We start from the raw sequence: 21,775 nt of genomic DNA on the forward strand, positions 1-21,775 counted from the left end.
GGGGTTCCCGAAAGGCCAAGCTTATCCGAAATGGCGGTCGAGAACCTCGCGCACCGCCCTGACGAGATCCGCCTCGGGCACGGAGAACTGGGCCGGACGGGCTGCCTTCCACTCCTCGTTCGACGCGATCGCCTGGGCCGCCTTGGCGCCTTCGATGAGGTCCTTGATCTCGACCTCGCCGCGCTCGCGCTCGTTGGAGCCCTGGATCACCACGCAGGGGCTGTGGCGCCGGTCGGCATATTTCATCTGCGCCTTCATGCCCGAGGAGCCGAGATAGAGCTCGGCCCGGACGCCCGCCTGGCGCAGGGTCGAGACCATGCGCTGGTAGGCGGCGATCTGGTCCCGGTCCATGACGAGCACCACGACGGGTCCCGGCTTCTCGGCCCCGGACACGATGGGGCTCTTCACCATCTGCAGGGCCGAGAGCAGGCGGGAGACCCCGATGGAGAAGCCGGTCGCCGGCACCGGCTCGGAGCGGAAGCGGCCCACGAGGCCATCATAGCGCCCGCCGCCGCCCACCGAGCCGAAGCGCACGGGGCGCCCGTCCTCGTCCTGGACCTGGAACGTCAGTTCCGCCTCGTAGACGGGTCCCGTATAGTATTCGAGGCCGCGCACCACGGAGGGGTCGATCGTCACCCGGTCCTCGTAGCCGGACGAGGCGACCAGAGCGGCGATCTCCGCCAGTTCGGTCGCGCCTTCGAGGCCGCGGTCCGATGTGCCGACCACCCGGCGCAGGTTCTCGACCGTCGCCGCGTTGTCGGCGCCCTTGGCGTCCGTGAAGGCGAGCACACGGGCGATGGCGTCGGGATCGAGGCCCGCGCCCTTCGTGAAGTCGCCGCTCTCGTCCTTGCGGCCGGCGCCGAGGAGCTGGCCGACGCCCTCCGGGCCGAGGCGGTCGAGCTTGTCGATGGTGCGCAGCACCGTCAGGCGCTGGCCCGCCTTGTCCTCGCCGCCGAGGCCGATGGCCTCGAGCACGCCGTCGAGCACCTTGCGGTTGTTGATCTTGATGATGAAGTCGCCGCGCTTGAGACCAAGCTTCTCCATGGTGTCGGCGGCCATCATGCAGATCTCGGCATCGGCCGCCACGGAGGCGGCCCCGACCGTGTCGGCGTCGAACTGCATGAACTGGCGGAAGCGCCCGGGACCCGGCTTCTCGTTGCGGAACACCCAGCCGACCCGGTAGCTGCGATAGGGCTTGGGCAGGGCGTCGAAATTCTCCGCCACGTAGCGGGCCAGCGGCGCGGTCAGATCGTAGCGCAGGGACAGCCACTGCTCGTCGTCGTCCTGGAACGAGAACACGCCCTCGTTGGGTCGGTCCTGATCCGGCAGGAACTTGCCGAGAGCGTCGGTGTACTCGACGAAAGGCGTCTCGACGCCCTCGAAGCCGTAGAGCTCGTAGGACTCGCGGATCGCCGCGAGCATGCGCTCGGTGGCGGAAAGATCGGCAGGGGTGCGATCGGCAAAGCCGCGCGGGGCGCGGGCCTTGATCTTGTCGGCCTTGGACATGGTTTCTTACAGCAGCCGTTGGATTGGAAAGAGCGTGCTGCGGTCACTACTCCCTGGAGCGAGGCCGGGCAAGGGTTCTTGCCGGGCCGGCAGGGGCGGCGGTCACGGCGGGGCCCGCGTGGCGCATCGCGCTGCTTCGAGATGCCATGCCTTTCCGTGGCGAGCCGCCTGGTCCCTGTCATCACCGGGCTTGTCCCGGTGATCTCGATGCGGTGAGGCTCAGCGCTTGTCTTCATCGGGATGGCCGGGACAAGCCCGGCCATGACGTGCGGAGGGGTGTCATCACCGCCTCATACCACCCTCCCCGTCATCACCAGGCTCGTCCCGGTGATCTCGATTGTCTGAGGCGCCGCGCTTCTCCGTATCGGGATGGCCGGCACAAGGCCGGCCATGACGTGGGGAGGGTGGCCATGACGGGTCGATTGAGCGCCCGGCGGGGAAGAACGCAAACGCTCATGGCCGGCATGGGGCCGGCCTTGAGTCGACCGGGATCAGGCGACCGCCTTGATCACCTTGGTCAGCTTGTCGACGATCTCGCCGATCTGCTCCTCGGTGATGATGAGGGGCGGGGAGAGGGCGATGGTGTCGCCCGTGATGCGCATCATCAGGCCGTATTCCTGGAAGCCCCGGTCCATGGCCTCGAAGGCGCGCCTTCCGACAGCGTCCGGCCGGGATGCGAGGTCGATGGCGCCCACGAGGCCGATGGTGCGGATGTCGAGCACGTTCGGCAGGTCCTTCAGGGAATGGATCGCATCGGCCCAGACCGGCTCCAGCGCCTTGGCGCGCTCGAACAGCTTCTCGTCCCGGTAGATGTCCTGGGTGGCGAGGGCCGCCGCGCAGGCGAGCGGATGGCCCGAATAGGTGTAGCCGTGAAACAGCTCGATCATGTGGTCGGGGCCGTTCATGAAGGTGTTGTACAGGCCCTCGCGCACCAGCACGCCGCCCATGGGCACCGTGCCCGAATTCACCCCCTTGGCGAAGGTGATCATGTCGGGCACCACGCCGTAGCGCTCGGCCGCGAAGGCCGTGCCGAGGCGGCCGAAGCCCGAGATCACCTCGTCGAAGATGAGCAGGATGCCGTGCTTGTCGCAGATCTCGCGCAGGCGCTTGAGATAGCCCTTCGGCGGCGGCAGGACGCCCGTGGAGCCGGCCATCGGCTCGACGATCACGGCCGCGATGGTCGAGGCGTCGTGGAGGGCCACGATGCGCTCCAGCTCGTCGGCGAGATGCGCGCCCCATTCCGGCTCGCCCCGGGAGAAGGCCTGCTCGGCCCGGTTGTAGGTGTGCGGCAGATGGTCGACGCCCGCCAGCAGGCTGCCGAAGAACTGGCGGTTCTTGACGATGCCGCCGACCGAGATGCCGCCGAACCCGACGCCGTGATAGCCGCGCTCGCGCCCGATGAGGCGCGTCTTGCTGCCCTGGCCCTTCACGTTCCAGTAGGCGAGGGCCACCTTGAGCGCCGTGTCGACCGCCTCGGAGCCCGAGTTGCAGAAGAACACGTGGTTGAGATCGCCCGGCGCGAGCTGGGCGAGGCGCGACGCGAGGGCGAAGCCGCCCGCATGGCCGAACTGGAAGGCGGGCGAATAGTCGAGTTCCTGCGCCTGGGCCTGGATGGCCGCCGTGATCTCGTCGCGGTTATGGCCGGCATTGCAGCACCAGAGGCCGGCGGCGCCGTCGATCACCTCCCGGCCGTCCGGAGTGTAGTAGTACATGCCCTTGGCGCGGGCGATCATCCGGGGGCGCTGCTTGAAGGAGCGGTTGGCCGTGAACGGAAGCCACCAGGCATCCAGGTCGTTGGGTGCGACGAGGTCGTTGGCGGCTCTGGAGGTCTGTGCGGTCATCATGGTCCCCGATGGTGTCTGGCTGGCCGGGAACCTAGCAGCCGTTTCGGGGCGCCGCAAAAAGAACTTTGGGCGGAGCCATGAGCCTGGCGCAGCCCTCGGCTCAGCCCGTCATGGCGCGGGCTTCGTAGCCGGCGGCGTCGAGGGCGCGCGCCACCTCGACGCTCTGCGCCGTGGTGGTGACATGCACGCGGCCGTGATCGAGGTCCACGTCGACCCTCGCCCCGGGATCGAGGCGCTGGATCGCCCGGGTGACCGAATTGACGCATCCCTGGCAGGTCATTCCATCCACCTGCATGAGCAGGTCCTTGCGCGGTTCTTCCATCGGATCGGTCCTTTCATCGGCCCTGACGGGATGGCCGACATCATGGGCGGGCAACGCCGGAATGCGTAAAAATGTCCATTGCGGGAATGCGAAACTTGCCCCGCGAATCGCGCTGATTCATTGTCTGTTAACACACTGATTCGCGCATATTCGCCGAGCCAGGGGAGCGGGGGCACCCATGGTGACGAACAAGAAAAACACTTCAGTCCTGCGGGACAGGAAGGCGGCGCTGCTCGCCTTCGCGCCGGCCATCCTGACGGCTGCCGCCTCGGCCACCATGCCGATGGAGGCGGGGCTCGTCCTGCCGGTTTTCGGCTTTCTGGTCATGACCGTCTTCTTCGGTCTCGTCGTCCTGTGGTGGCAGGCCGAAGCGGAGCGGCAGGCGCTGGCGATGCGATTCGCGGGCGCTCCGGCGGACGGACAGGTTCCGCCTGCGCCGCTGGTCCTGCGTTCGCCGGGGCCGGCGGTCGGCCCGGCGGCCGTTCTGCGCGAACTGGCCCGGTCGGCCGACCCCGCGATGGAGCCGCCGCCGCAGGCCCGCCCCCAGGGGGTCCGCTTCCCCGAACCGTCCCTGCTGCCGTCGATGCGCAGCCCGTCGACCGAAGAGGTCGGCCGGATGAGGCTGGTGGCCCAGGCCTTCGAGGCCGACCGGATCGAGCTGCACCTGCAGCCGGTCGTGTCTCTGCCGCAGCTCAAGATCCGCTTCTACGAGGCGCTGGCGCGGCTGCGCCTGGCCGATGGAACGCTCCTCGGGCCGGCGGACTTCCTGCCGATCCTCGAAGCCTCCGGACGCGCGGCGGATTTCGACCGCCGGGTCCTGATGCGTGCCATGGCGGTCGCGCGCCATCTCGTCGCCCGCGGCAGCGAAGCCATCGTGAGCGTGAACCTGACCGCCCATGCGGTCGCCGAGCCGGGCTTCCTGTGGTCGCTCGCGGGGCTCGTCGACGCCAGCCCGGACCTGCTCGGCAAGATCGTCCTGGAACTGCCCCAGCACAGCTGGCGCCACCTCGACGCCGATCACAGGGCTGCGCTCTCCGCCCTGCGCGAGCGGGGCGTTCCGTTCTCCCTCGACCGCGCCGCCGACCTGCGGTTCGATCCCGTGGCCCTGGGCGACCTCGGCATCCGCTTCATGAAGCTGCCGGCCGATCTCATGATCAAGGCGGCCGAGCAGACGGACGGCCGCTATGCCGGGCCGGAGCTGGACGTGCGCGACTTCGCCCCGGCCCTGCGCCGCCAGGGCATCCGGCTCATCGCCGAGCGGGTCGACCAGGACGGGATGGTTCCGGTCCTCTGCGATCTCGGCGTGCCGCTGGGGCAGGGCTTCGCCTTCGCGGCCCCGCGTCCGATCAAGCCGGAGATCGCCGGCGACCAGGCGGCCCCGCAACCCTTCGGCCTGGAGCCTGCGCCGGCCCTTCTGCGGCGCACCGGTTGACTTGAGCGGCGCAAGGGCCTACCCGCCCGGTCTCAGAGCACAAGCATCGCTCCTGACAGCGCATTCCACTGTCAGGAGCGATGCCGATTATCGAAGTGCACATCGTTCGGCGCGGACCGTGAGGGCCGCGTCAGCGGCCCTCCGGGTCCGCACGATGTGCCAGGGAGACCTCATGACCGCTCCGTCCCGTCCCGTCCACGTCGAGGGCCTGCAGCCTCTCGCCGACAACTACGATCTCGTCCTGTGCGACGTCTGGGGCGTGCTCCACAACGGGGTCAAGGCCTACGAGGCGGCCAGCGATGCGCTCACCCGGTTCCGCGCCAACGGCGGACGGGTCGTCCTCGTGTCCAACGCGCCCCGGCCCGGGGCCTCCGTCGGAATGCAGCTCGACGGCTTCGGCGTGCCCCGCACGGCCTATGACGCCATCGTCACCTCCGGAGACCTGACGCGGCTCGCCATCGCGGAGCGCATCGACAGGATCGTCCACCATATCGGGCCGCCCCGGGACATGCCGATCTACGGCGGGCTCGACGTGCGCTTCGGCTCCATCGACGAGGCCGATTACGTGGTCTGCTCGGGCTTCGACAACGACGAGGAGGAGACGGTCGAGGACTACCGGCCGCAGCTCGAGGCCATGCGGCGCCGGCAGCTGCTCATGGTCTGCGCCAATCCGGACCTCATCGTGGAGCGCGGCAGCATGATCCTGCCCTGCGCGGGAACGATCGCGCTCGCCTACGAGGAGATGGGCGGCGAGGTCTTCTATGCGGGCAAGCCGCATGGTCCCGTCTACGACCGGGCGCTCGCTGTCGGGGCGGAAATCGCCGGACGTTCCATCCCGAAGGAGAAGGTGCTCGCCGTCGGCGACGCGATCCGCACGGACATCGCGGGCGCGGCGGGTTACGGCATCGACTCGCTCATGATCGCCCGCGGCATCCACGCCGAGGAACTGGGCCTCCACAACGGAGGCCTCGTCTCGGACCATGTGCAGGACTGGGTCGGCCGTCAGCCGGTCCGGCCGACGGCCTTCACGGAAGTCCTGTCCTGGTAGAGCGCGACAGGACGTGAGACTGTCATCACCGGGCTTGTCCCGGTGATCCCGCTTCCGTGAGGCGTTGCGCCCTTCCCATCGGGATGGCCGGCGAGAGGCGGGTGATGACCGGCCGGCCATGACGCCGGAGGGTGGGCCATCGTCCGTGAACCCCGCCGGGTTGAATCGAAAGCGCCTCCCTTGACCCGCAGGCCGGTTTTCGACAGGGTCGCGCCCGCACCCATATCCGCCCGATGAGTTCCGAGGTCTCTCTCCCGATGCCCATCCCGTTCGCGATCTGCCGCGATGGCGAGCCCGTGCCCGAGAGCCTCGTGGGAGCCGTAGCGGCCATCGGCAATTTCGACGGCGTGCACCGGGGACACCGGCATCTCCTGACGATGGCCCAGACCAGCGGCCGTCCGTCCGCCGTCGTCACCTTCGAGCCTCATCCGCGCACCTTCTTCCAGCCCGACAGGCCGCTCTTCCGCCTGACGCCCGAGCCGGTGAAGCTCGCGATCTTCGAGCGACTGGGCCTCGACGGGGTCTTCCAGCGGCGCTTCAGCGGCGGCCTCGCGGCCCTGACGGCGGCGGGTTTCGTCGATCTGCTGGCGCGGGACCTCCGGCTCTCGGGCGTGGTGATCGGCCACGATTTCCATTTCGGCCGCGGGCGCGAGGGCAATCCGGCCCGGATGGCGGAGCTGTGCCGGGAGCGCGGGCTCGATTGTCTGGTCGCGCCCGCGATCGTCGAGGGGGCGGAGCCGGTCTCCTCCAGCGCCATCCGGGCGGCCCTGGAGGCGGGCGACATCGCCACAGCCAACCGGCTTCTCGGCTACCGCTGGTTCGTGCAGGCGCAGGTGCGCCACGGCGACAAGCGCGGCCGGGAGCTCGGCTACCCCACCGCCAACATGCGGCTTCCCGACGATTGCCGTCTCCGCCACGGGATCTACGCGGTCAGGGCCAGCGTGGCGGGCCGGCCGGTCGACGGCGTCGCAAGCTTCGGCCGCAGGCCCACCTTCGACAACGGCGCCCCGCTCCTCGAGGTGCACCTGTTCGATTTTTCCGGGGATCTGTACGGGCAAACCCTGGACGTTGAGTTCGTCGGCTGGATCCGAGGCGAGGAACGCTTCGACGGCATCGAGGCGCTGATCGCCCGGATGGATCGGGATTCCGTCGAGGCGAAGCGGATGCTGGCCGCGGACAGGACGGTCTCGATGATTGGCTGATCGTTCGACGCGGTGCCGGAGGCTCACGATGATCTGACGCAGCTCACCGAAGCGTCCCAAGAACCAACCATGTCATGGCCGGGCTTGTCCCGGCCTTCCCGATCCTCGTTTCGTTCCTTCCGGCGCGATCCCGCTTCACGCGGCAGGCTTGAGCCCCTGTGCGGCCATGGCGTAGCCGCCCATGGCACCGTCGACGAAGTGGATATGGTCGCTGCGGGTCGCCGAAGGCACGAAGCAGGTCATGAGGGCGGCCTCCTGCCGGTGCAGGCCGTAACGGGCGATCCCCGTCCGCCGCGTCTCCGAGAGCAGGGCTTCGAGCCGGTCGGCGAGCGCCGGGGTGCAGTCGAGGGTCATGCGCAGGCCGTCGTCGAACTTGCGGAAATCCGTGTTCTCGACCAGCTGGCGCCGGTAGCGGACCGGATCGAAGCGGCCGACATTGAGCCCGAACCGGAAGACCAGGAACGAGATCAGGCGGCGCACCGCCAATTTCCCTAAGGTAAGAAGGCCCGCCCCGTCCCGCGAGACGGTTTTCGCCTCGATGCCGAAGCCCCTGAAGGGCGTGGTCAGGGCCGGTCCGTTTTCGGGGAGAGGCCGGCCGGCCTCCTGGCCCTCGGCCAGGGACAGGACCTGTCCGACGAGGGTGTTGAAGGCGTCCGGGCCCGCCGTGGGCTCGGGCAGCAGGATCAGGGACAGGATGACGCCGCGCTGGGGGGTGATCTCGTCGAAGCGGCAGGTCAGCCCGGTCAGATCGGGCAGGGTGCCGGGCGGCGCCGGAGGCACCGCGAAGGCGCCGTCCTTCATCCGCCGCTCGGCATAGGCGAGGCCGCCGCCGGAGAACATGGCGTAGGACACGTCGGGGGAGGCCGCGAAGCGGGCGATCCGCACGTCGTGGCCCTTGGCCCGGATCTCCGCAACCGGAACCATGGCGATGCGCAGCTCGAAGCCGAAGACGTCCCGCACCCAGGCGGCCACGGCGGCCAGCGCCTCGCGGGCGGGACCGGATTGAGAGGCCGGCAGGGCGAAGCTTGCTCCGTCGCCGCCGAACACGAAGGGGAATTCGCTCGTGCCGAGCCTGTTGGCCACAGCCGCGATCACGGAGGCGGCCGCCGTGTTGACCTCCTTGTAGCGCCCGGCCGCGATGGCGCCGGTCGAGCGCACGATGTCGCTGAGGCCCAGCACCCAATCGTCCGGCACGGGCATGTAGAGCCCGGGATCGGTCAATTGGGAGAAATGGTCGAAGACCGGCAGGCGGGCGTAGAAGTCCGCCTCCGCCTGCCGGCCCGTTTCCTGAAGAGGGACGCCCATGGTGGGCGTCAGCCCGCCGCTTCGCCCTCCGGGGCTCCTCGACCCAGCTCGTCCGGGAGCGGGTCGCCTTCGGCCACGAAGCGCATCGACACCGAGTTCATGCAGTAGCGCTCGCCGGTCGGCGGCGGGCCGTCGTTGAACACGTGGCCGAGATGCCCCTCGCAGCGGGCGCAACGGATCTCGGTGCGGACCATGCCGTAGCTCGTGTCCCGCACGAACGCGATGTGCTCGCGGTCGATCGGGTCGAAGAAGCTCGGCCAGCCGGTGCCGGATTCGAACTTGGTGCCCGCGTTGAACAGCGGCAGGCCGCAGAGGCGGCAGCAATAGGTGCCCTTCTCCTTGGCCTCGTTGAAGATGCCGCAGAACGGCCGCTCGGTGCCGTGCTCCAGCAGGACCCGGCGCTCCTCGTCGTCGAGGTTCGCCACCAGGGCGTGCAGCTGTTCGCGGCTGGGTGGGGTGAGGTCGAAGCCGGCCTTCGAGCGCCGCTTCTCGTCCACGGGGGAGTGAGCCATTGTTCTTCCTCTCAATCAGCTTGGAGAAACCTTACACCGGAATGGCGTCCAGCGTCTTCGGCTCCTCGATCGAATGCCCGTCAGGGCCGCCCTGAACGCGACGGAGGCCTCGAAGGCCGTCCGACGCAGGCGCATGACGGCACCGAGGGGCCTGTGGGCGGCAAGGCCGAGCCACGGATCGAAGGACAGGCCCTCGTCGATGGCGCGGCCGCTTTGCCGTCGCTCCAGGCCTCCTGAGGCTCAACCGTGATGCGACCGACCGGAATATAGGGACTCGTCTGCTCCGGCCACAAGACGGAGGCATCCTCGACCGGCAGGGGGCGAGGATGCCGCAGCGGATCGGGGCCTGCGAACAGAAGGCCTCACCCAGGCTCTCCGGGCCGCGCGACAGCGCCGGGACCACCGTCTTGGTCCGGTCGAGCCGGTCGGGGACATGGGAAGGGTTCCATCTTCGAGAAGCGGGCCCGTTCGGCCCGCGCGGGGGCAAATCGGAACCGTGGCGATGGTTCCGGGCCGGTGGTCCGGCCGTTCGGCAAACCCATGCGTCTGCGCTTTATTATCCGGCCCGGCGCTGCTAAAAGGCTCGTCATGTCCACGGCTTCCCAGGCTCCGCTGGCCGCCCGCATAGGGGCTGCGCGAATTATCGGCCCGGCTTTCGCATGACCCGCGAAGGTCCGGGATCCTAGCCGTTCGCCTCCGACAGAAGCCCGATGCGCCCGCCTCATTTTACGGGCCACACAAGACCGATTGACCACGATGACCGACAAGCCCGAAAGCGCCACCCGCGACTATTCCGAAACCCTCTTCCTGCCGCAGACCGAGTTCCCCATGCGGGCCGGCCTGCCGCAACGGGAGCCACTGCTCCTCCAGCGCTGGAACGAGAACCGGCTCTACGAGCGCCTGCGCGAGGTCCAGAAGGGCCGTCCGCGCTTCGTGCTGCATGACGGCCCGCCCTACGCCAACGGCAACATCCATATCGGCCATGCGCTGAACAAGATCCTCAAGGACATGGTGGTCCGCTCCCAGGGCATGCTGGGCTTCGATTCCAACTACGTGCCCGGGTGGGACTGCCACGGCCTGCCGATCGAGTGGAAGATCGAGGAGGAGTACCGAGCCAAGGGCAAGAACAAGGACGACGTGGACATCGTCGAGTTCCGCCGCGAATGCCGGGCCTTCGCCGAGAAGTGGATCGACGTGCAGCGCGAGGAGTTCAAGCGCCTGGGGGTCGAGGGCGACTGGACGAACCCCTACCAGACCATGAGTTACGATGCGGAAGTGCAGATCGCCCGCGAGATCATGAAGTTCGCGGTGAGCGACCAGCTCTATCGCGGCTCCAAGCCGGTCATGTGGTCGTCCGTGGAGAAGACCGCGCTGGCCGAGGCCGAGGTCGAGTACCACGAGAAGACCTCCACGACGATCTGGGTGAAGTTCAGGATCACCAACACGCTGGACGGCGATCTCGACGGCGCGTCCGTGGTCATCTGGACGACCACCCCCTGGACGATCCCGGCGAACCGCGCCATCGCGTATGGCGACACCATCGCCTACGGCCTCTACGAGGTCACGGAGGCGGCGGACGACAACTGGGCCAAGGTGGGCGACCGTCTCGTCATCGCCGACAAGCTCGCGGCCGATGTCTTCGCCACCGCGCGCGTCGCCGAATACAGGCGCGTGAAGGACGTGCTCCCGGTGATGATCGAGCGCTGCGCGCATCCGTTCCGCGGGCTCGAGGGCGCGCATGGCTATTGGGACTTCGGCGTTCCGGTCCTGCCGGCCGACTACGTGACCGACGACGCGGGCACGGGCTTCGTGCACACGGCGCCCGGCCACGGCGCGGACGATTACAACACCTACGTGAAGCACCGCGACGTCTTCGCCGCCTGCGGCACGAGGGAAGTGCCGCACACGGTCTCGCCGGACTCGTCGTATTTCCCCGACGTGCCGTTCTTCGCCGGCGAGCGCATCTACGACGACAAGGGCAAGGATGCCGGCGCCAACGAGGCGGTGATCAAGAAGCTCGTCGAGGTCGGGGCGCTCGTCGCGCGCGGGCGCCTCAAGCACCAGTATCCGCATTCCTGGCGCTCGAAGGGTCCGCTGATCTTCCGCAACACGCCGCAATGGTTCATCTCGATGGACAAGCCGCTCGACGCTCACGGCGACACCCTGCGCCAGCGCGCGCTGCACGGCATCAAGACCGTCGAGTGGGTGCCCGAAACCGGCGAGAACCGCATCACCGGCATGATCGAGAACCGGCCCGACTGGGTGGTCTCTCGCCAGCGCGCCTGGGGTGTGCCGATCGCGGTCTTCGTCCGGAAGGGCACCAACGAGATCCTCAAGGACGAACGCGTCAACGACGCCATCGCGCAGGCCTTCGAGCAGGAGGGCGCGGATGCCTGGTATGCCGATGACGGATCGCGCTTCCTGAAGGCCGGCGGCTACGACCTCGGCGATTTCGACAAGATCAACGACATCCTCGACGTCTGGTTCGATTCCGGCTGCACCCACGCCTTCGCGCTCGAGAAGCGCGAGGACTTGAAGGTGACGCGCAAGGTGGACGGCGGGCCCGACCAGGTCATGTATCTCGAAGGCTCGGACCAGCACCGCGGCTGGTTCCACTCCTCGCTGCTCGAGAGCTGCGGCACGCGCGGCCGCGCGCCCTACGACATCGTCGTCACGCACGGCTTCACCCTCGACGAGCAGGGCCGTAAGATGTCGAAGTCGCTCGGCAACACGGTCGCGCCGCAGAGCATCATCAAGGAATACGGCGCCGACATCCTGCGCCTCTGGACCGCGTCGGTCGATTACTGGGACGATCAGCGCATCGGTCCGGAGATCATCAAGACGACGGCCGAGACCTACCGCAAGCTGCGCAACACGATCCGCTGGATGCTGGGCTCGCTGGCGCATTTCCGCGAGGCCGACACGGTCGCGTTCGACGAGATGCCCGATCTCGAGCGCTTCGTGCTGCACCGCCTGGTCGAACTCGGCGGCGAGGTGCGCGAGGCCTATGGCAACTACGACTACAAGCGCGTGGTCGCGCTGCTGACCTCGTTCATGACCACGGACCTGTCGGCGTTCTATTTCGACATCCGCAAGGACTCGCTCTACTGCGATCCGATCTCCGGCAAGGTGCGCAAGAGCGCCCTCACGGTGATCGACCAGACCTTCCGCTGCGTCGCGGCCTGGATCGCCCCGATCCTCGCCTTCACGGCGGAGGAGTCCTGGCTCGCCCGCTATCCGCAGGCGGAATCGGTGCATCTGGAAACCTTCCCGCAGGTGCCGGCCGAGTGGCGCGACGAGGCGCTCGCCGAACGCTGGGCGAAGGTCCGCCGCGTCCGCCGCGTCGTCACCGGCGCGCTGGAGATCGAGCGCGCGCAGAAGCGCATCGGCGCGAGCCTGGAGGCGGCGCCCGTCGTCCACATCGCCGACGAGAGCCTGTTCCGGGCCGTCCAAGGCCTGGACCTCGCCGAGATCTGCATCACGTCGGGCATCCAGGTGGTGCAGGGCGAAGGCCCGGCCGACGCCTTCCGCCTCGAGGACGTCAAGGGCGTGGCGGTCGTGCCGGCCCTGGCCCAGGGCCGCAAATGCGCCCGCTCCTGGAAGGTCACGCCCGATGTCGGGGCCGATCCCGATTACCCGGACGTGACGCCCCGCGACGCGGCGGCCCTGCGCGAATGGGACCAGCTGAAGGCGGCGGCGGAATGAGCAAGCCCGACGATTCCGGCGTGCCGCTGACGGATGCGGGGATGACCCCGCAGGCCGGTTCGCCGCGTCCGCGCCCCGCGAACCGGTCGGGGAGCTCGAAAGGCGGGAGTTCGAAAGGAAGAGGCAGGGGCCGCGCGGTCCAGAAGGGCCTGTCGGCCGCCGCCGTCCTGGGCTTCACGGCGGCCCTGCTCACCCTGGTGCTCGATCAGGCCACCAAGCTCTATACCCTCTTCGTCTACGATCTGCCGGTGAGGGAGCCGGTCGCGTTCGCTCCCTTCGTCAACCTGATCGTGGTGTGGAACCGGGGCATTTCCTACGGTCTGTTCCAGCAGAACTCGGAGATCGGCCGCTGGGGGCTGATCGTCATCTCGATCCTGGCCGCCATCGGCCTGTCGTTCTGGATCCGGCGCACCACGGCCAAGCTTCTGGCCGCGTCCCTCGGCCTGATCGTCGGCGGGGCGATCGGGAACGTCATCGACCGGCTGGCCTACGGGGCCGTGTTCGATTTCATCCAGATCCATGTGGGAACCTGGTCCTGGTACGTGTTCAACGTGGCCGATGCCGCCATCGTTGCGGGGGTGGTTGGTTTGCTTTATGACTCCTTCGTCCTGGAGGGGCGGCGGGCGAAATAACGATATTTTGTGGCGCCGTTTGCCATATGTTCGCCAGAATGAGCGATCAGGCCTTCCGGCCACAATGAGAAACGAATGGTGGGTGCCATGAAGGGAATGAAAATCATAGGCCGCGCGGGGGCCTTGGCGCTTCTGATCGCTGCCACCGGTGCTTCGGCCGAGGAAGGCGAGGCCGTGAAGAGCATCCTCGGCGCCATCGGCATCATTCCCAAGGAGAAGGCCCCCATCACCTACAACGAGCGCGCGCCGCTCGTGCTTCCGCCCAAGATGGATCTGCCGGCCCCGGTCGCGAGCAGCGGTGCCGAGGCGCGCAACGCCAACTGGCCCAAGGATCCGGACGTGGCGGCCCGCCGCAAGGCCGCGGCCGAAGCCCGCATGCCCTACACCAGTTCCGAACTCTACAAGAACACGGAAGGCAAGCGTCTCTCCATCGAGGAGATGCGCGCCGGACGCAATCCCAACGCCGCGGCCGCCGGCCCGCAATACCCGGTCGGCCGGCAGGCCGATATCGCCCGCATGAGCCCCGACGAGCTGCGCGCCTTCTCCAAGGAGGACAAGCCGCAGCTCGAAGGCAACGGCCTCGACCGGCGCTATCTCAGCGATCCTCCGGGCGATCTGCTCAAGGCCCAGGGCGGCCGCCGCATCAAGGCCACGGCCGATCCGATCGTGTCCGGCGATCCCGACAGCCCGTCGGCCTATCTCCGCCAGCAGCAGAGCAGGCAGTAAGCATTGTCTCCTCCTTCCTTCCTTCAGGCGAACGGGTCGATCCGTTCGCCTGAAACCGTTATGGGGCCATCAAAAGCCAAGCCTGCTCCGACACTTCCGGACAATTCGCGCCGCACAGGAAAGATCAGCGGCTTCGCTTGCATAGCCTCCTAATTTGACTATCCCGTAGGAACCACCCTGCGAAACGCATTGATGTCGCCAAGGTTGAAACGTCATGGACACCGCCTCAAAGCCCCTTCTTCGCGCTGACGCCGCCTCCTTCGGGCGGACGGAAGGCAGTGGCCCGAACCTGTCCTCCTTCACGCTCGACAATGGTCTCGACGTCGTGGTCATCCCGGACCGCCGGGTCCCTGTGGTCACGCATATGATCTGGTACCGCAACGGTTCGGCCGATGATCCGCTCGGACAGTCGGGCATCGCGCATTTCCTCGAGCATCTGATGTTCAAGGGCACGGAGAAGCACCCGGCCGGGGAGTTCTCGAAGGTGGTCTCGGGCCTCGGCGGTCAGGAGAATGCGTTCACGTCCTTCGACTACACGGCCTATTTCCAGCGCGTCGCCCGCGAGAACCTCAAGACCATGATGGAGTTCGAGGCCGACCGCATGACGAACCTCCTCCTGGAGGAATCCGTCATCGCGCCCGAGCGCGACGTGGTGCTCGAAGAGCGCCGCATGCGCGTCGAGACCGATCCGTCGGCGCAGCTCTCCGAAGCGATGGCGGCTTCCCTGTTCGTGCATCACCCCTACGGCATTCCGATCATCGGCTGGATGCACGAGATCGAGACGCTCAACCGCGATCATGCGCTCGACTATTATCGCCGCTTCTACACGCCCGAGAACGGCATTCTGGTCGTGGCGGGCGACGTGAGCGAGGACGAGGTGCGCCGGCTGGCCGACGCCACCTACGGCCGCATCGCCCCGCAGGGCAAGCGTCCGGTCCGGATGCGTCCGCGCGAGCCCGAGCCCGTGGCGGCGCGCCACATCACCGTGGCCGATCCGAAGGTCGAGCAGCCGACCATGCAGCGGCTCTACCTCGTACCGTCCTGCCGCACGGCCTCGCAGCGCGACTGCTACTCGCTCGAGCTTCTCGCCGAGGTGATCGGCGGCGGGCCGACCTCGTATCTCTACCGCAAGCTCGTGATGGAGCGCGGTATCGCCGTGAACGCCGGCGCCTGGTACATGTCCTCCGCCATGGAGGATACGCGCTTCTGCGTCTATGCCGTGCCGGCCGAAGGCGTGTCGCTCCAGGCGCTGGAAGAGGCCGTCGATCAGGTGCTCAAGACCATTCCGGCCGAGGCGCTCGATGCGGATTCCATCGAACGCGCCAAGACGCGCCTCGTGGCCGAGACGATCTATTCCACCGACAGCCAATCCTCGCTCGCCCGCATCTACGGCTCGGCGCTCGCCATCGGCGAGACCATCGAGGAGGTGCGCCGCTGGCCGGTCGAGATCGAAACCATCCAGAAGGACGATCTCGCCTCCGCGGCCGAGCGCTATCTCATTCCCCGCCGTTCCGTGACGGGCTATCTGCAGAAGCCGGTCTCCTAAAAAGCCCGCCTGCACAAGAACCGAGGTGCCCATGACAGCTTCTGTCGAAACCATGTCCTCGTCTCCGACCACGGTGAAGGCGCTGACCTCCGCCCGTGGGGTCGAGGCATGGCACGTCGAGTCCGACGTGGTTCCGCTGATCGCCGTTTCCTTCATCTTCGAGGGGGGCTCGGCGCACGATCCCGCGGACAAGCCCGGCGTGGCGCAGATGCTCGCGCGCCTGCTCGACGAAGGAGCCGGCGAGTACGATTCCGACGCCTTCCAGGAGCGCCTGGCGGCCCATGCCATCGAGCTGTCGTTCAATGCGGGCAACGACGCCCTCGGCGGCTCCCTGAAGACGCTGGTCAAGCACGCGGACGAAGCCTTCGATCTGCTGCGGCTCGCCTTGACCGAACCGCGCTTCGACCAGGATGCCATCGAGCGCGTGCGCGCCCAGACCATCGCGGGCCTGAAGTACCAGCAGAACGATCCGGGCGTCATGGCGACGCGCCGCTTCTTCGAGGAGGGCTTCGCCGGCCATCCCTACGGGCGTCCGACCTCGGGCACGCCCGAGAGCGTCGCGGCGATCACCCGCGACGATCTCGTCGCCATGCACAAGGCCATCATCGCCCGCGGCCGCGTCAAGATCGCCGTGGTGGGCGCCATCGGCGGCGACGACCTCTCCGCTCTGCTCGACAAGGTGTTCGGCTTCCTGCCGGAAGCCCCGGCCCTCGGCCTCATCGAGACCGCCTCCCTGCAGAAGCTGGGAACGCGCATCGTTGTCGATCTCGACGTGCCCCAGTCGGTCATCCGCTTCGGCATGAACGGCATCGCCTGGCGCGATCCGGGCTTCATCCCGGCCTATGTGCTCAACCACATCCTCGGCGGCGGCGCGTTCACCTCGCGCCTGTTCCAGGAAGTGCGCGAGAAGCGCGGCCTCGCCTACAGCGTCGGCACCTCCCTCGTGAGCTACCGTTCGGCCAGCATGACCTGGGGCTACACCGCCACCAAGAACGAGCGCGTGGTCGAGGCGCTCGACGTCATCGCGGACGAGATGGCGAAGCTGACGAGCGAAGGCCCGTCCGACGAGGAGCTGCAGAAGGCGAAGGATTACCTCACCGGCTCCTACGCCCTCGGCTTCGACACCTCGACGAAGATCGCCCACACCCTGGCGCAGATCGCGTTCGAAGGCCTCGGCATCGACTACATCGCCCGTCGGAACGGCCTGGTCGCGGCCGTGACGCAGGCGGACATCCGCAAGGCTGCCGCGCAGATCTTCGGCGACGGCCGGATGCTCACGGTGATCGCCGGCCGGCCAACCGGCGTGTGACCGCCACCTGGTCACCGGGCATGTCCCGGTGACCGCGATCCGAGGGGCGCCGCGCTCCCGAACAGCCGCCCGGAGCAGACACCTCGCGCCCGCTCCCACGGCCCTAGCCTCCGGCGCCGCTCTGCCCTAATCTTTCGCTCCTGCTTTGAACGAGTCGGAGTACGCCCATGGCCCTGCAGCAATCGATCGATCTTGCCCTTGACACCAATATCGGGGAAGGCGGTCTGCCGCAGGCGGCGCTCGACGATGCGCTGGGCCTCGTCGGCGAGGCCATGAAGCGGCTGGCCGAGGACGATGCGTCGGGCCGGCTGCCGCTTCTCCACATGCCGCGCACCACCGACGATCTGGCCGGCATCCGCGAGGCGGCCGCTTTCCTGCGCGACGATGCGACCGACGTGGTCATTCTCGGCGTCGGCGGATCGAGCCTCGGCGGACAGACCCTCGCGCAGCTGAAGGATTACGCGGTGCCGGGCACGGGCCGCTTCACAGAGAGCCCCCGCATCCACTTCCTCGACAATCTCGATCCGATCACCTTCGACCGCATCCTGCACAAGCTCCCGCTCTCATCGAGCAAGTTCGTGGCGATCTCTAAATCCGGGGGCACGGGCGAGACGCTGATGCAGACCATCGCGGTGCTCACGGCCCTGGAAAAGGCCGGCCTGCGCTCCCATCCCAACGATCTGTTCCTCGGCCTGTCCGAGCCTCGCAAGGACGGCGGCAAGAACGCCCTTCGCGATCTCCTGGAGCCGGAGGGCGTGCGCTTCCTGGAGCACCATACCGGCATCGGCGGGCGCTATTCGGTGCTGACCAATGTGGGGCTCCTGCCGGCCGCGGTGCTCGGTCTGGACATCGACGCCATCCGGCAGGGCGCGGCCGACGCCTACGCGCCGTTCCGCAGCGGGGCCGCGGCCAAGGACGCGCCGGCCGCCCTGGGGGCCGCGCTCAACGTGGCGGCCGCCAAGGCCGGCAAGGGCATCGCGGTGACGATGGCCTATGCGGACCGGCTCGAGCGCTTCACCCGCTGGTGGGTCCAGCTCTGGGCCGAGAGCGTCGGCAAGGACGGCAAGGGCACGCAGCCGGTCGCCGCCATCGGCCCGGTGGACCAGCACAGCCAGCAGCAGCTCTATCTCGCCGGCCCCAACGACAAGCTGTTCACGGTGCTGACCACGGGCGTCGCCGGGAAGGGGCCCGTGATGGACGCATCTCTGGCCAAGCGTGCGGGTCAGGCCGCGTTCGCCGGCAAGACCATCGGGGACCTGGTGGCCGCCCAGGGCCGCGCCATGGCCGACACCTTCGCCAAGAACAGCCGCCCGACCCGGCAGATCCATGTCGAGACCCTGAACGAGGGCGCCCTGGGCGAGCTTCTCATGCATTTCATGCTGGAGACGATCCTGGCCGGCTACGCCATGGGGGTCGACCCGTTCGACCAGCCTGCCGTGGAGGAGGCCAAGCTCCTGGCCAAGGAGTATCTGGCGCAAGGGTAACGGGACGTCCCACCCGCCACGTCATGGCCGGCCTCGTGCCGGCCATCCCGGTCGGAAAAGCACCCAGCCTCATCTCCCGTCATCACCGGCACAAGGCCGGTGATGACGGGAGAGGGGGCAGCCTCACATGGCGGCCTCGAGCCCCCGGCGAGAGCCGGAGAGAGCAGGGGAATAACGTCGCGCGTTCTGGTTTCCGTCGCGGTCAGCCCCTATCTTCCCTATTCTCGAATCCGGAGCCGGGACGCCCCGCATGCCTGTTCGCCGCCTCGATCCCATTCTGGTCGACCGCATCGCCGCCGGCGAGGTCGTCGAGCGTCCGGCCGCGGCCGTGAAGGAGCTGGTGGAGAATGCGGTCGATGCGGGCGCGGCCTCCATCGAGATCGCCGTCGAGGCCGGTGGACGGCGCCTGATCCGCATCGTCGACGACGGTCGCGGCATGACCCCGGAGGATCTCGAGCTCGCCGTCGAGCGCCACGCCACCTCCAAGCTTCCGGATGGCGACCTGTTCTCGATCGACACCCTGGGTTTCCGGGGCGAGGCGCTGCCGTCCATCGGGGCGGTCGCGCGCCTGTCCATCCTGACGCGAACCGCGGAGGCGGAGACCGGCTCCTCCATCCTGGTGGAGGCGGGGGTGAAAGGCCCCGTGCGCCCGGCCCCGGCCGCGAAGGGCACCCGGGTCGAGGTGACGGATCTGTTCTCCGCCACGCCGGCGCGCCTGAAATTCCTGAAGAGCGACCGCTCCGAGGCGCAGGCGGTGGCCGAGATCGTCAAGCGGCTCGCCATCGCGCATCCCACGGTCCGCTTCACCCTGTCGGGCGAACACCTGACCGCCTTCACCTACCCGCCGGAGGAGCCCGGCGAGCACGGATTCCTGCGCCGCCTCTCGCGGGTGCTCGGATCCGAGTTCCACGAGAACGCCATGGCCATCGGGGTCGAGCGCGAGGGCGTGCGGCTTACCGGTTTCGCAAGCCTGCCGACCTATCACCGCGGCACCGGAACGGCGATCCATTTCGTGGTCAACGGCCGGCCCGTGCGGGACAAGCTGCTGCTCGGCGCCGTGCGCGGCGCCTACGCGGACGTGATGGCGTCCGACCGGCATCCGGTCCTCGCCATCATGATCGATCTCGATCCCCGGGCGGTGGACGTCAACGTGCATCCGGCCAAGACCGAGGTGCGCTTCCGCGATCCGGCCTTCGTGCGCGGCTTCGTGGTCGGTGCGCTGAAGGAGGCGATCACCCGCACCGCCTTCCGGGCGTCGTCCACGGGCGGGACGCGCACGCTGGAGAGCCTGCGCCCGCAAGGCGCGCTGCCCATCCGCCAGGCCTATCCGCACCGTACCCATGCGATCCGGCCGACCAGCGCCTTCGCCAACTGGCAGGCGCCGCTCGATGCGCCGGAGCGGCCCCATGCGAACGCTTCCGGCTTCGCGGACAGGCAGGCGAGCCTGTCCGATCTGTCGGTTCCGTCCGCCGACAGCCGGGCGGCGACCCAAGAGGTCGAGCCCGAGGCCGGGGAGGCGCCTCTGGGCGCCGCCCGCGCGCAGCTGCACGGCACCTACATCGTCGCGCAGACCCAGGACGGCATCGTCATCGTGGATCAGCATGCCGCCCATGAGCGCCTGGTCTACGAGCGGCTGAAGCGTGAGCGCGCCTCGGCGGGCATCGCCCGGCAATTGCTGCTGATCCCCGAAGTGGTCGACCTCGACCCCGTGGACGCGGACCGGGTGCTGGCGGAGGCTTCGTCCCTGGAGGAACTCGGTCTCGTGGTCGAGCCGTTCGGCCATGGTGCTCTGCTCGTGCGCGAAGTGCCGTCCGCGCTCGCGGGCGGGCGCATCAAGGCGCTGGTGCAGGATGTGGCCGACGCGCTGGCGGAATGGGGGCAGGGGGCCGCGAGCCCGCTGGAGGAGCGCCTCGACGCGGTGCTCTCGCGCATGTCCTGCCACGGTTCCATCCGGGCCGGACGACGCATGCGGCCCGAGGAGATGAACGCCCTGCTGCGCGAGATGGAGGCGACGCCGCTCTCAGGCCAGTGCAATCACGGCCGGCCGACCTATGTCGAGCTCAAGCTGACGGATATCGAGCGCCTGTTCGGACGGCGCTAGCGCATCGGACGTGAAATGTGGGCCCCCCTTTTGGGCCCGACGGCCGAGGGAACACGGCCCCGGTGCCCGGGCGTTTCCCAGCAGAGGCGTGATGACGTGCTGAGCGCGCAGTGGCCCGGCGCCTTGGCGGCTCCTGGCCGTCGCATCGGGCCGATCTCCTCTCCTTCGAAGGAGCGCGGGCAGCCCTCTCTCGCCTCGGACCAACCCTTTGAGTCAGGAGAACGGCAATGAAGGTCTCACGAATCGTTGGTGTCTCTCTCCTCGGCGCCGCCCTGGCGGTCGGCGGCGCTCTCGCCCAGGGCAAGAAGTGGGACACCGTCAAGATCGCGACGGAAGGCGCCTACGAGCCGTGGAACTTCACCGGGCCGGGCGGCAAGCTCGAGGGCTTCGAGGTCGATCTGGCCAATGAGCTGTGCGCCCGCATGAAGGTGAAGTGCGAGATCGTCGCCCAGGACTGGGACGGCATCATCCCGGCGCTCACCGCCAAGAAGTACGACGCCATCATGGCCGGCATGAGCATCACCGACGAGCGCAAGAAGACCATCGATTTCTCGAACCCCTATGCGGCCGGGCCCAATGGCTTCCTCGTGTCGAAGGATTCTCCGCTCGCCAAGATGCCGGGCACCGGTCAGGCCTTCAACCTGTCGACCCAGCAGGCGGCCGCCGAGAAGGCCATCGCCGACCTGAAGCCGCTCCTGAAGGGCAAGACCGTCGGGGTGCAGACCTCGACCATCCACTCGAACTTCGCCGACAAGTACCTGAAGGACGTGGCCGAGATCCGTGAGTACAAGACCACGGAGCAGCACGATCTCGATCTGGCGGCCGGCCGCATCGACGCGGTTCTGGCGGACGCCACCGCGCTGGGCGGAACCCTGCGCAAGCCCGAGTTCAAGGACTTCGCCATCGTCGGACCCTCGATCACCGGCGGGCTGCTCGGCCCCGGCGTCGGCGTGGGGCTGCGCAAGGAGGAGGCCGATCTGAAGGCCATGTTCAACGAGGCGATCGCGGCCGCCAAGGCGGACGGCACGATCAAGAAGCTGTCGGAGAAGTGGTTCAAGATCGACGTCACACCGACGACCTGAACGGCGCCCCGATCAACGG

General features: G+C 68.3%; 16 protein-coding genes. 11 read left to right on the forward strand and 5 right to left on the reverse strand.

The features are described from left to right. Window positions 1-21 precede the first annotated feature (21 nt). The 3 genes from hisS to NF876_RS09035 all read right to left on the reverse strand — a co-directional run bounded on the left by hisS (window position 22) and on the right by NF876_RS09035 (window position 3,672). Complete coding sequence (gene hisS, locus NF876_RS09025; RefSeq protein WP_262268462.1) at window positions 22-1,506, reverse strand: histidine--tRNA ligase; 1,485 nt, start codon at window positions 1,504-1,506, stop codon at window positions 22-24. Window positions 1,507-1,997: 491 nt separating this feature from the next. Next, window positions 1,998-3,347 carry an omega-aminotransferase AptA gene (gene aptA / locus NF876_RS09030; protein WP_373371277.1) on the reverse strand — a complete coding sequence of 450 codons (1,350 nt, stop codon included), beginning with the start codon at window positions 3,345-3,347 and terminating at the stop codon, window positions 1,998-2,000. Window positions 3,348-3,450: 103 nt separating this feature from the next. Further along, entirely contained in the window at window positions 3,451-3,672 is a 222-nt protein-coding gene (locus NF876_RS09035; RefSeq protein WP_262268464.1) for a heavy-metal-associated domain-containing protein, read from the reverse strand. A 178-nt stretch (window positions 3,673-3,850) separates the two neighbouring features. Between NF876_RS09035 and NF876_RS09040 the strand changes: the two genes are divergently transcribed. The 3 genes from NF876_RS09040 (at window position 3,851) to NF876_RS09050 (ending at window position 7,354) form a co-directional block, all read left to right on the forward strand. Next, window positions 3,851-5,104: an EAL domain-containing protein gene (locus NF876_RS09040; RefSeq protein WP_262268465.1), complete on the forward strand. Its 1,254-nt coding sequence runs from the start codon at window positions 3,851-3,853 to the stop codon at window positions 5,102-5,104. 172 nt (window positions 5,105-5,276) lie between these two features. Further along, entirely contained in the window at window positions 5,277-6,152 is an 876-nt protein-coding gene (locus tag NF876_RS09045) for a TIGR01459 family HAD-type hydrolase (protein WP_262268466.1), read from the forward strand. Window positions 6,153-6,409: 257 nt separating this feature from the next. Then, complete coding sequence (locus NF876_RS09050) at window positions 6,410-7,354, forward strand: bifunctional riboflavin kinase/FAD synthetase (RefSeq protein WP_262268467.1); 945 nt, start codon at window positions 6,410-6,412, stop codon at window positions 7,352-7,354. A gap of 135 nt (window positions 7,355-7,489) precedes the next feature. Here the strand turns inward: NF876_RS09050 and NF876_RS09055 are convergent, their stop codons facing one another. Continuing rightward, on the reverse strand, window positions 7,490-8,659 hold the full coding sequence (locus tag NF876_RS09055; protein WP_262268468.1) for a DUF3095 domain-containing protein: 1,170 nt from the start codon (window positions 8,657-8,659) through the stop codon (window positions 7,490-7,492). Window positions 8,660-8,667: 8 nt separating this feature from the next. Further along, on the reverse strand, window positions 8,668-9,171 hold the full coding sequence (gene msrB, locus NF876_RS09060; RefSeq protein WP_262268469.1) for a peptide-methionine (R)-S-oxide reductase MsrB: 504 nt from the start codon (window positions 9,169-9,171) through the stop codon (window positions 8,668-8,670). Window positions 9,172-9,927: 756 nt separating this feature from the next. On the opposite strand from msrB, the gene ileS reads away from it, so the two are divergent. The 8 genes from ileS (at window position 9,928) to NF876_RS09100 (ending at window position 21,756) form a co-directional block, all read left to right on the forward strand. Beyond that, the gene (ileS, locus tag NF876_RS09065; RefSeq protein ID WP_262268470.1) at window positions 9,928-12,876 is read left to right on the forward strand and encodes an isoleucine--tRNA ligase; all 2,949 of its coding nucleotides are present in this window, start codon (window positions 9,928-9,930) and stop codon (window positions 12,874-12,876) included. 167 nt (window positions 12,877-13,043) lie between these two features. Further along, window positions 13,044-13,508: a signal peptidase II gene (gene lspA / locus NF876_RS09070; protein WP_262268548.1), complete on the forward strand. Its 465-nt coding sequence runs from the start codon at window positions 13,044-13,046 to the stop codon at window positions 13,506-13,508. An 87-nt stretch (window positions 13,509-13,595) separates the two neighbouring features. Continuing rightward, complete coding sequence (locus tag NF876_RS09075; RefSeq protein WP_262268471.1) at window positions 13,596-14,234, forward strand: hypothetical protein; 639 nt, start codon at window positions 13,596-13,598, stop codon at window positions 14,232-14,234. A 214-nt stretch (window positions 14,235-14,448) separates the two neighbouring features. Then, window positions 14,449-15,780 carry a M16 family metallopeptidase gene (locus NF876_RS09080; protein ID WP_262268472.1) on the forward strand — a complete coding sequence of 444 codons (1,332 nt, stop codon included), beginning with the start codon at window positions 14,449-14,451 and terminating at the stop codon, window positions 15,778-15,780. A 31-nt stretch (window positions 15,781-15,811) separates the two neighbouring features. Next, entirely contained in the window at window positions 15,812-17,089 is a 1,278-nt protein-coding gene (locus tag NF876_RS09085) for a M16 family metallopeptidase (protein WP_262268473.1), read from the forward strand. 167 nt (window positions 17,090-17,256) lie between these two features. Then, window positions 17,257-18,573 (forward strand): phosphoglucose isomerase-related protein, encoded by a 1,317-nt coding sequence (locus tag NF876_RS09090; RefSeq protein ID WP_262268474.1) that lies wholly within the window; start codon window positions 17,257-17,259, stop codon window positions 18,571-18,573. A 250-nt stretch (window positions 18,574-18,823) separates the two neighbouring features. Beyond that, window positions 18,824-20,674 (forward strand): DNA mismatch repair endonuclease MutL, encoded by a 1,851-nt coding sequence (gene mutL / locus NF876_RS09095; RefSeq protein WP_262268475.1) that lies wholly within the window; start codon window positions 18,824-18,826, stop codon window positions 20,672-20,674. A gap of 227 nt (window positions 20,675-20,901) precedes the next feature. Next, entirely contained in the window at window positions 20,902-21,756 is an 855-nt protein-coding gene (locus NF876_RS09100) for a lysine/arginine/ornithine ABC transporter substrate-binding protein (RefSeq protein WP_262268476.1), read from the forward strand. The last annotated feature ends 19 nt before the right edge of the window (window positions 21,757-21,775 follow it).

The sequence above is a fragment of the Microvirga yunnanensis genome, assembly GCF_025460875.1.

What these genes read in the sequence shown, in the direction of transcription:
- aptA (WP_373371277.1), bottom strand. Translation starts at nt 3,347, where the DNA reads ATGACCGCACAGACCTCCAGAGCCGCCAACGACCTCGTCGCACCCAAC.
- NF876_RS09045 (WP_262268466.1), top strand. Translation starts at nt 5,277, where the DNA reads ATGACCGCTCCGTCCCGTCCCGTCCACGTCGAGGGCCTGCAGCCTCTC.
- hisS (WP_262268462.1), bottom strand. Translation starts at nt 1,506, where the DNA reads ATGTCCAAGGCCGACAAGATCAAGGCCCGCGCCCCGCGCGGCTTTGCC.
- msrB (WP_262268469.1), bottom strand. Translation starts at nt 9,171, where the DNA reads ATGGCTCACTCCCCCGTGGACGAGAAGCGGCGCTCGAAGGCCGGCTTC.
- NF876_RS09100 (WP_262268476.1), top strand. Translation starts at nt 20,902, where the DNA reads ATGAAGGTCTCACGAATCGTTGGTGTCTCTCTCCTCGGCGCCGCCCTG.
- NF876_RS09085 (WP_262268473.1), top strand. Translation starts at nt 15,812, where the DNA reads ATGACAGCTTCTGTCGAAACCATGTCCTCGTCTCCGACCACGGTGAAG.
- NF876_RS09050 (WP_262268467.1), top strand. Translation starts at nt 6,410, where the DNA reads ATGCCCATCCCGTTCGCGATCTGCCGCGATGGCGAGCCCGTGCCCGAG.
- NF876_RS09035 (WP_262268464.1), bottom strand. Translation starts at nt 3,672, where the DNA reads ATGGAAGAACCGCGCAAGGACCTGCTCATGCAGGTGGATGGAATGACC.
- NF876_RS09055 (WP_262268468.1), bottom strand. Translation starts at nt 8,659, where the DNA reads ATGGGCGTCCCTCTTCAGGAAACGGGCCGGCAGGCGGAGGCGGACTTC.
- NF876_RS09075 (WP_262268471.1), top strand. Translation starts at nt 13,596, where the DNA reads ATGAAGGGAATGAAAATCATAGGCCGCGCGGGGGCCTTGGCGCTTCTG.
- NF876_RS09090 (WP_262268474.1), top strand. Translation starts at nt 17,257, where the DNA reads ATGGCCCTGCAGCAATCGATCGATCTTGCCCTTGACACCAATATCGGG.
- ileS (WP_262268470.1), top strand. Translation starts at nt 9,928, where the DNA reads ATGACCGACAAGCCCGAAAGCGCCACCCGCGACTATTCCGAAACCCTC.
- NF876_RS09080 (WP_262268472.1), top strand. Translation starts at nt 14,449, where the DNA reads ATGGACACCGCCTCAAAGCCCCTTCTTCGCGCTGACGCCGCCTCCTTC.
- mutL (WP_262268475.1), top strand. Translation starts at nt 18,824, where the DNA reads ATGCCTGTTCGCCGCCTCGATCCCATTCTGGTCGACCGCATCGCCGCC.
- NF876_RS09040 (WP_262268465.1), top strand. Translation starts at nt 3,851, where the DNA reads ATGGTGACGAACAAGAAAAACACTTCAGTCCTGCGGGACAGGAAGGCG.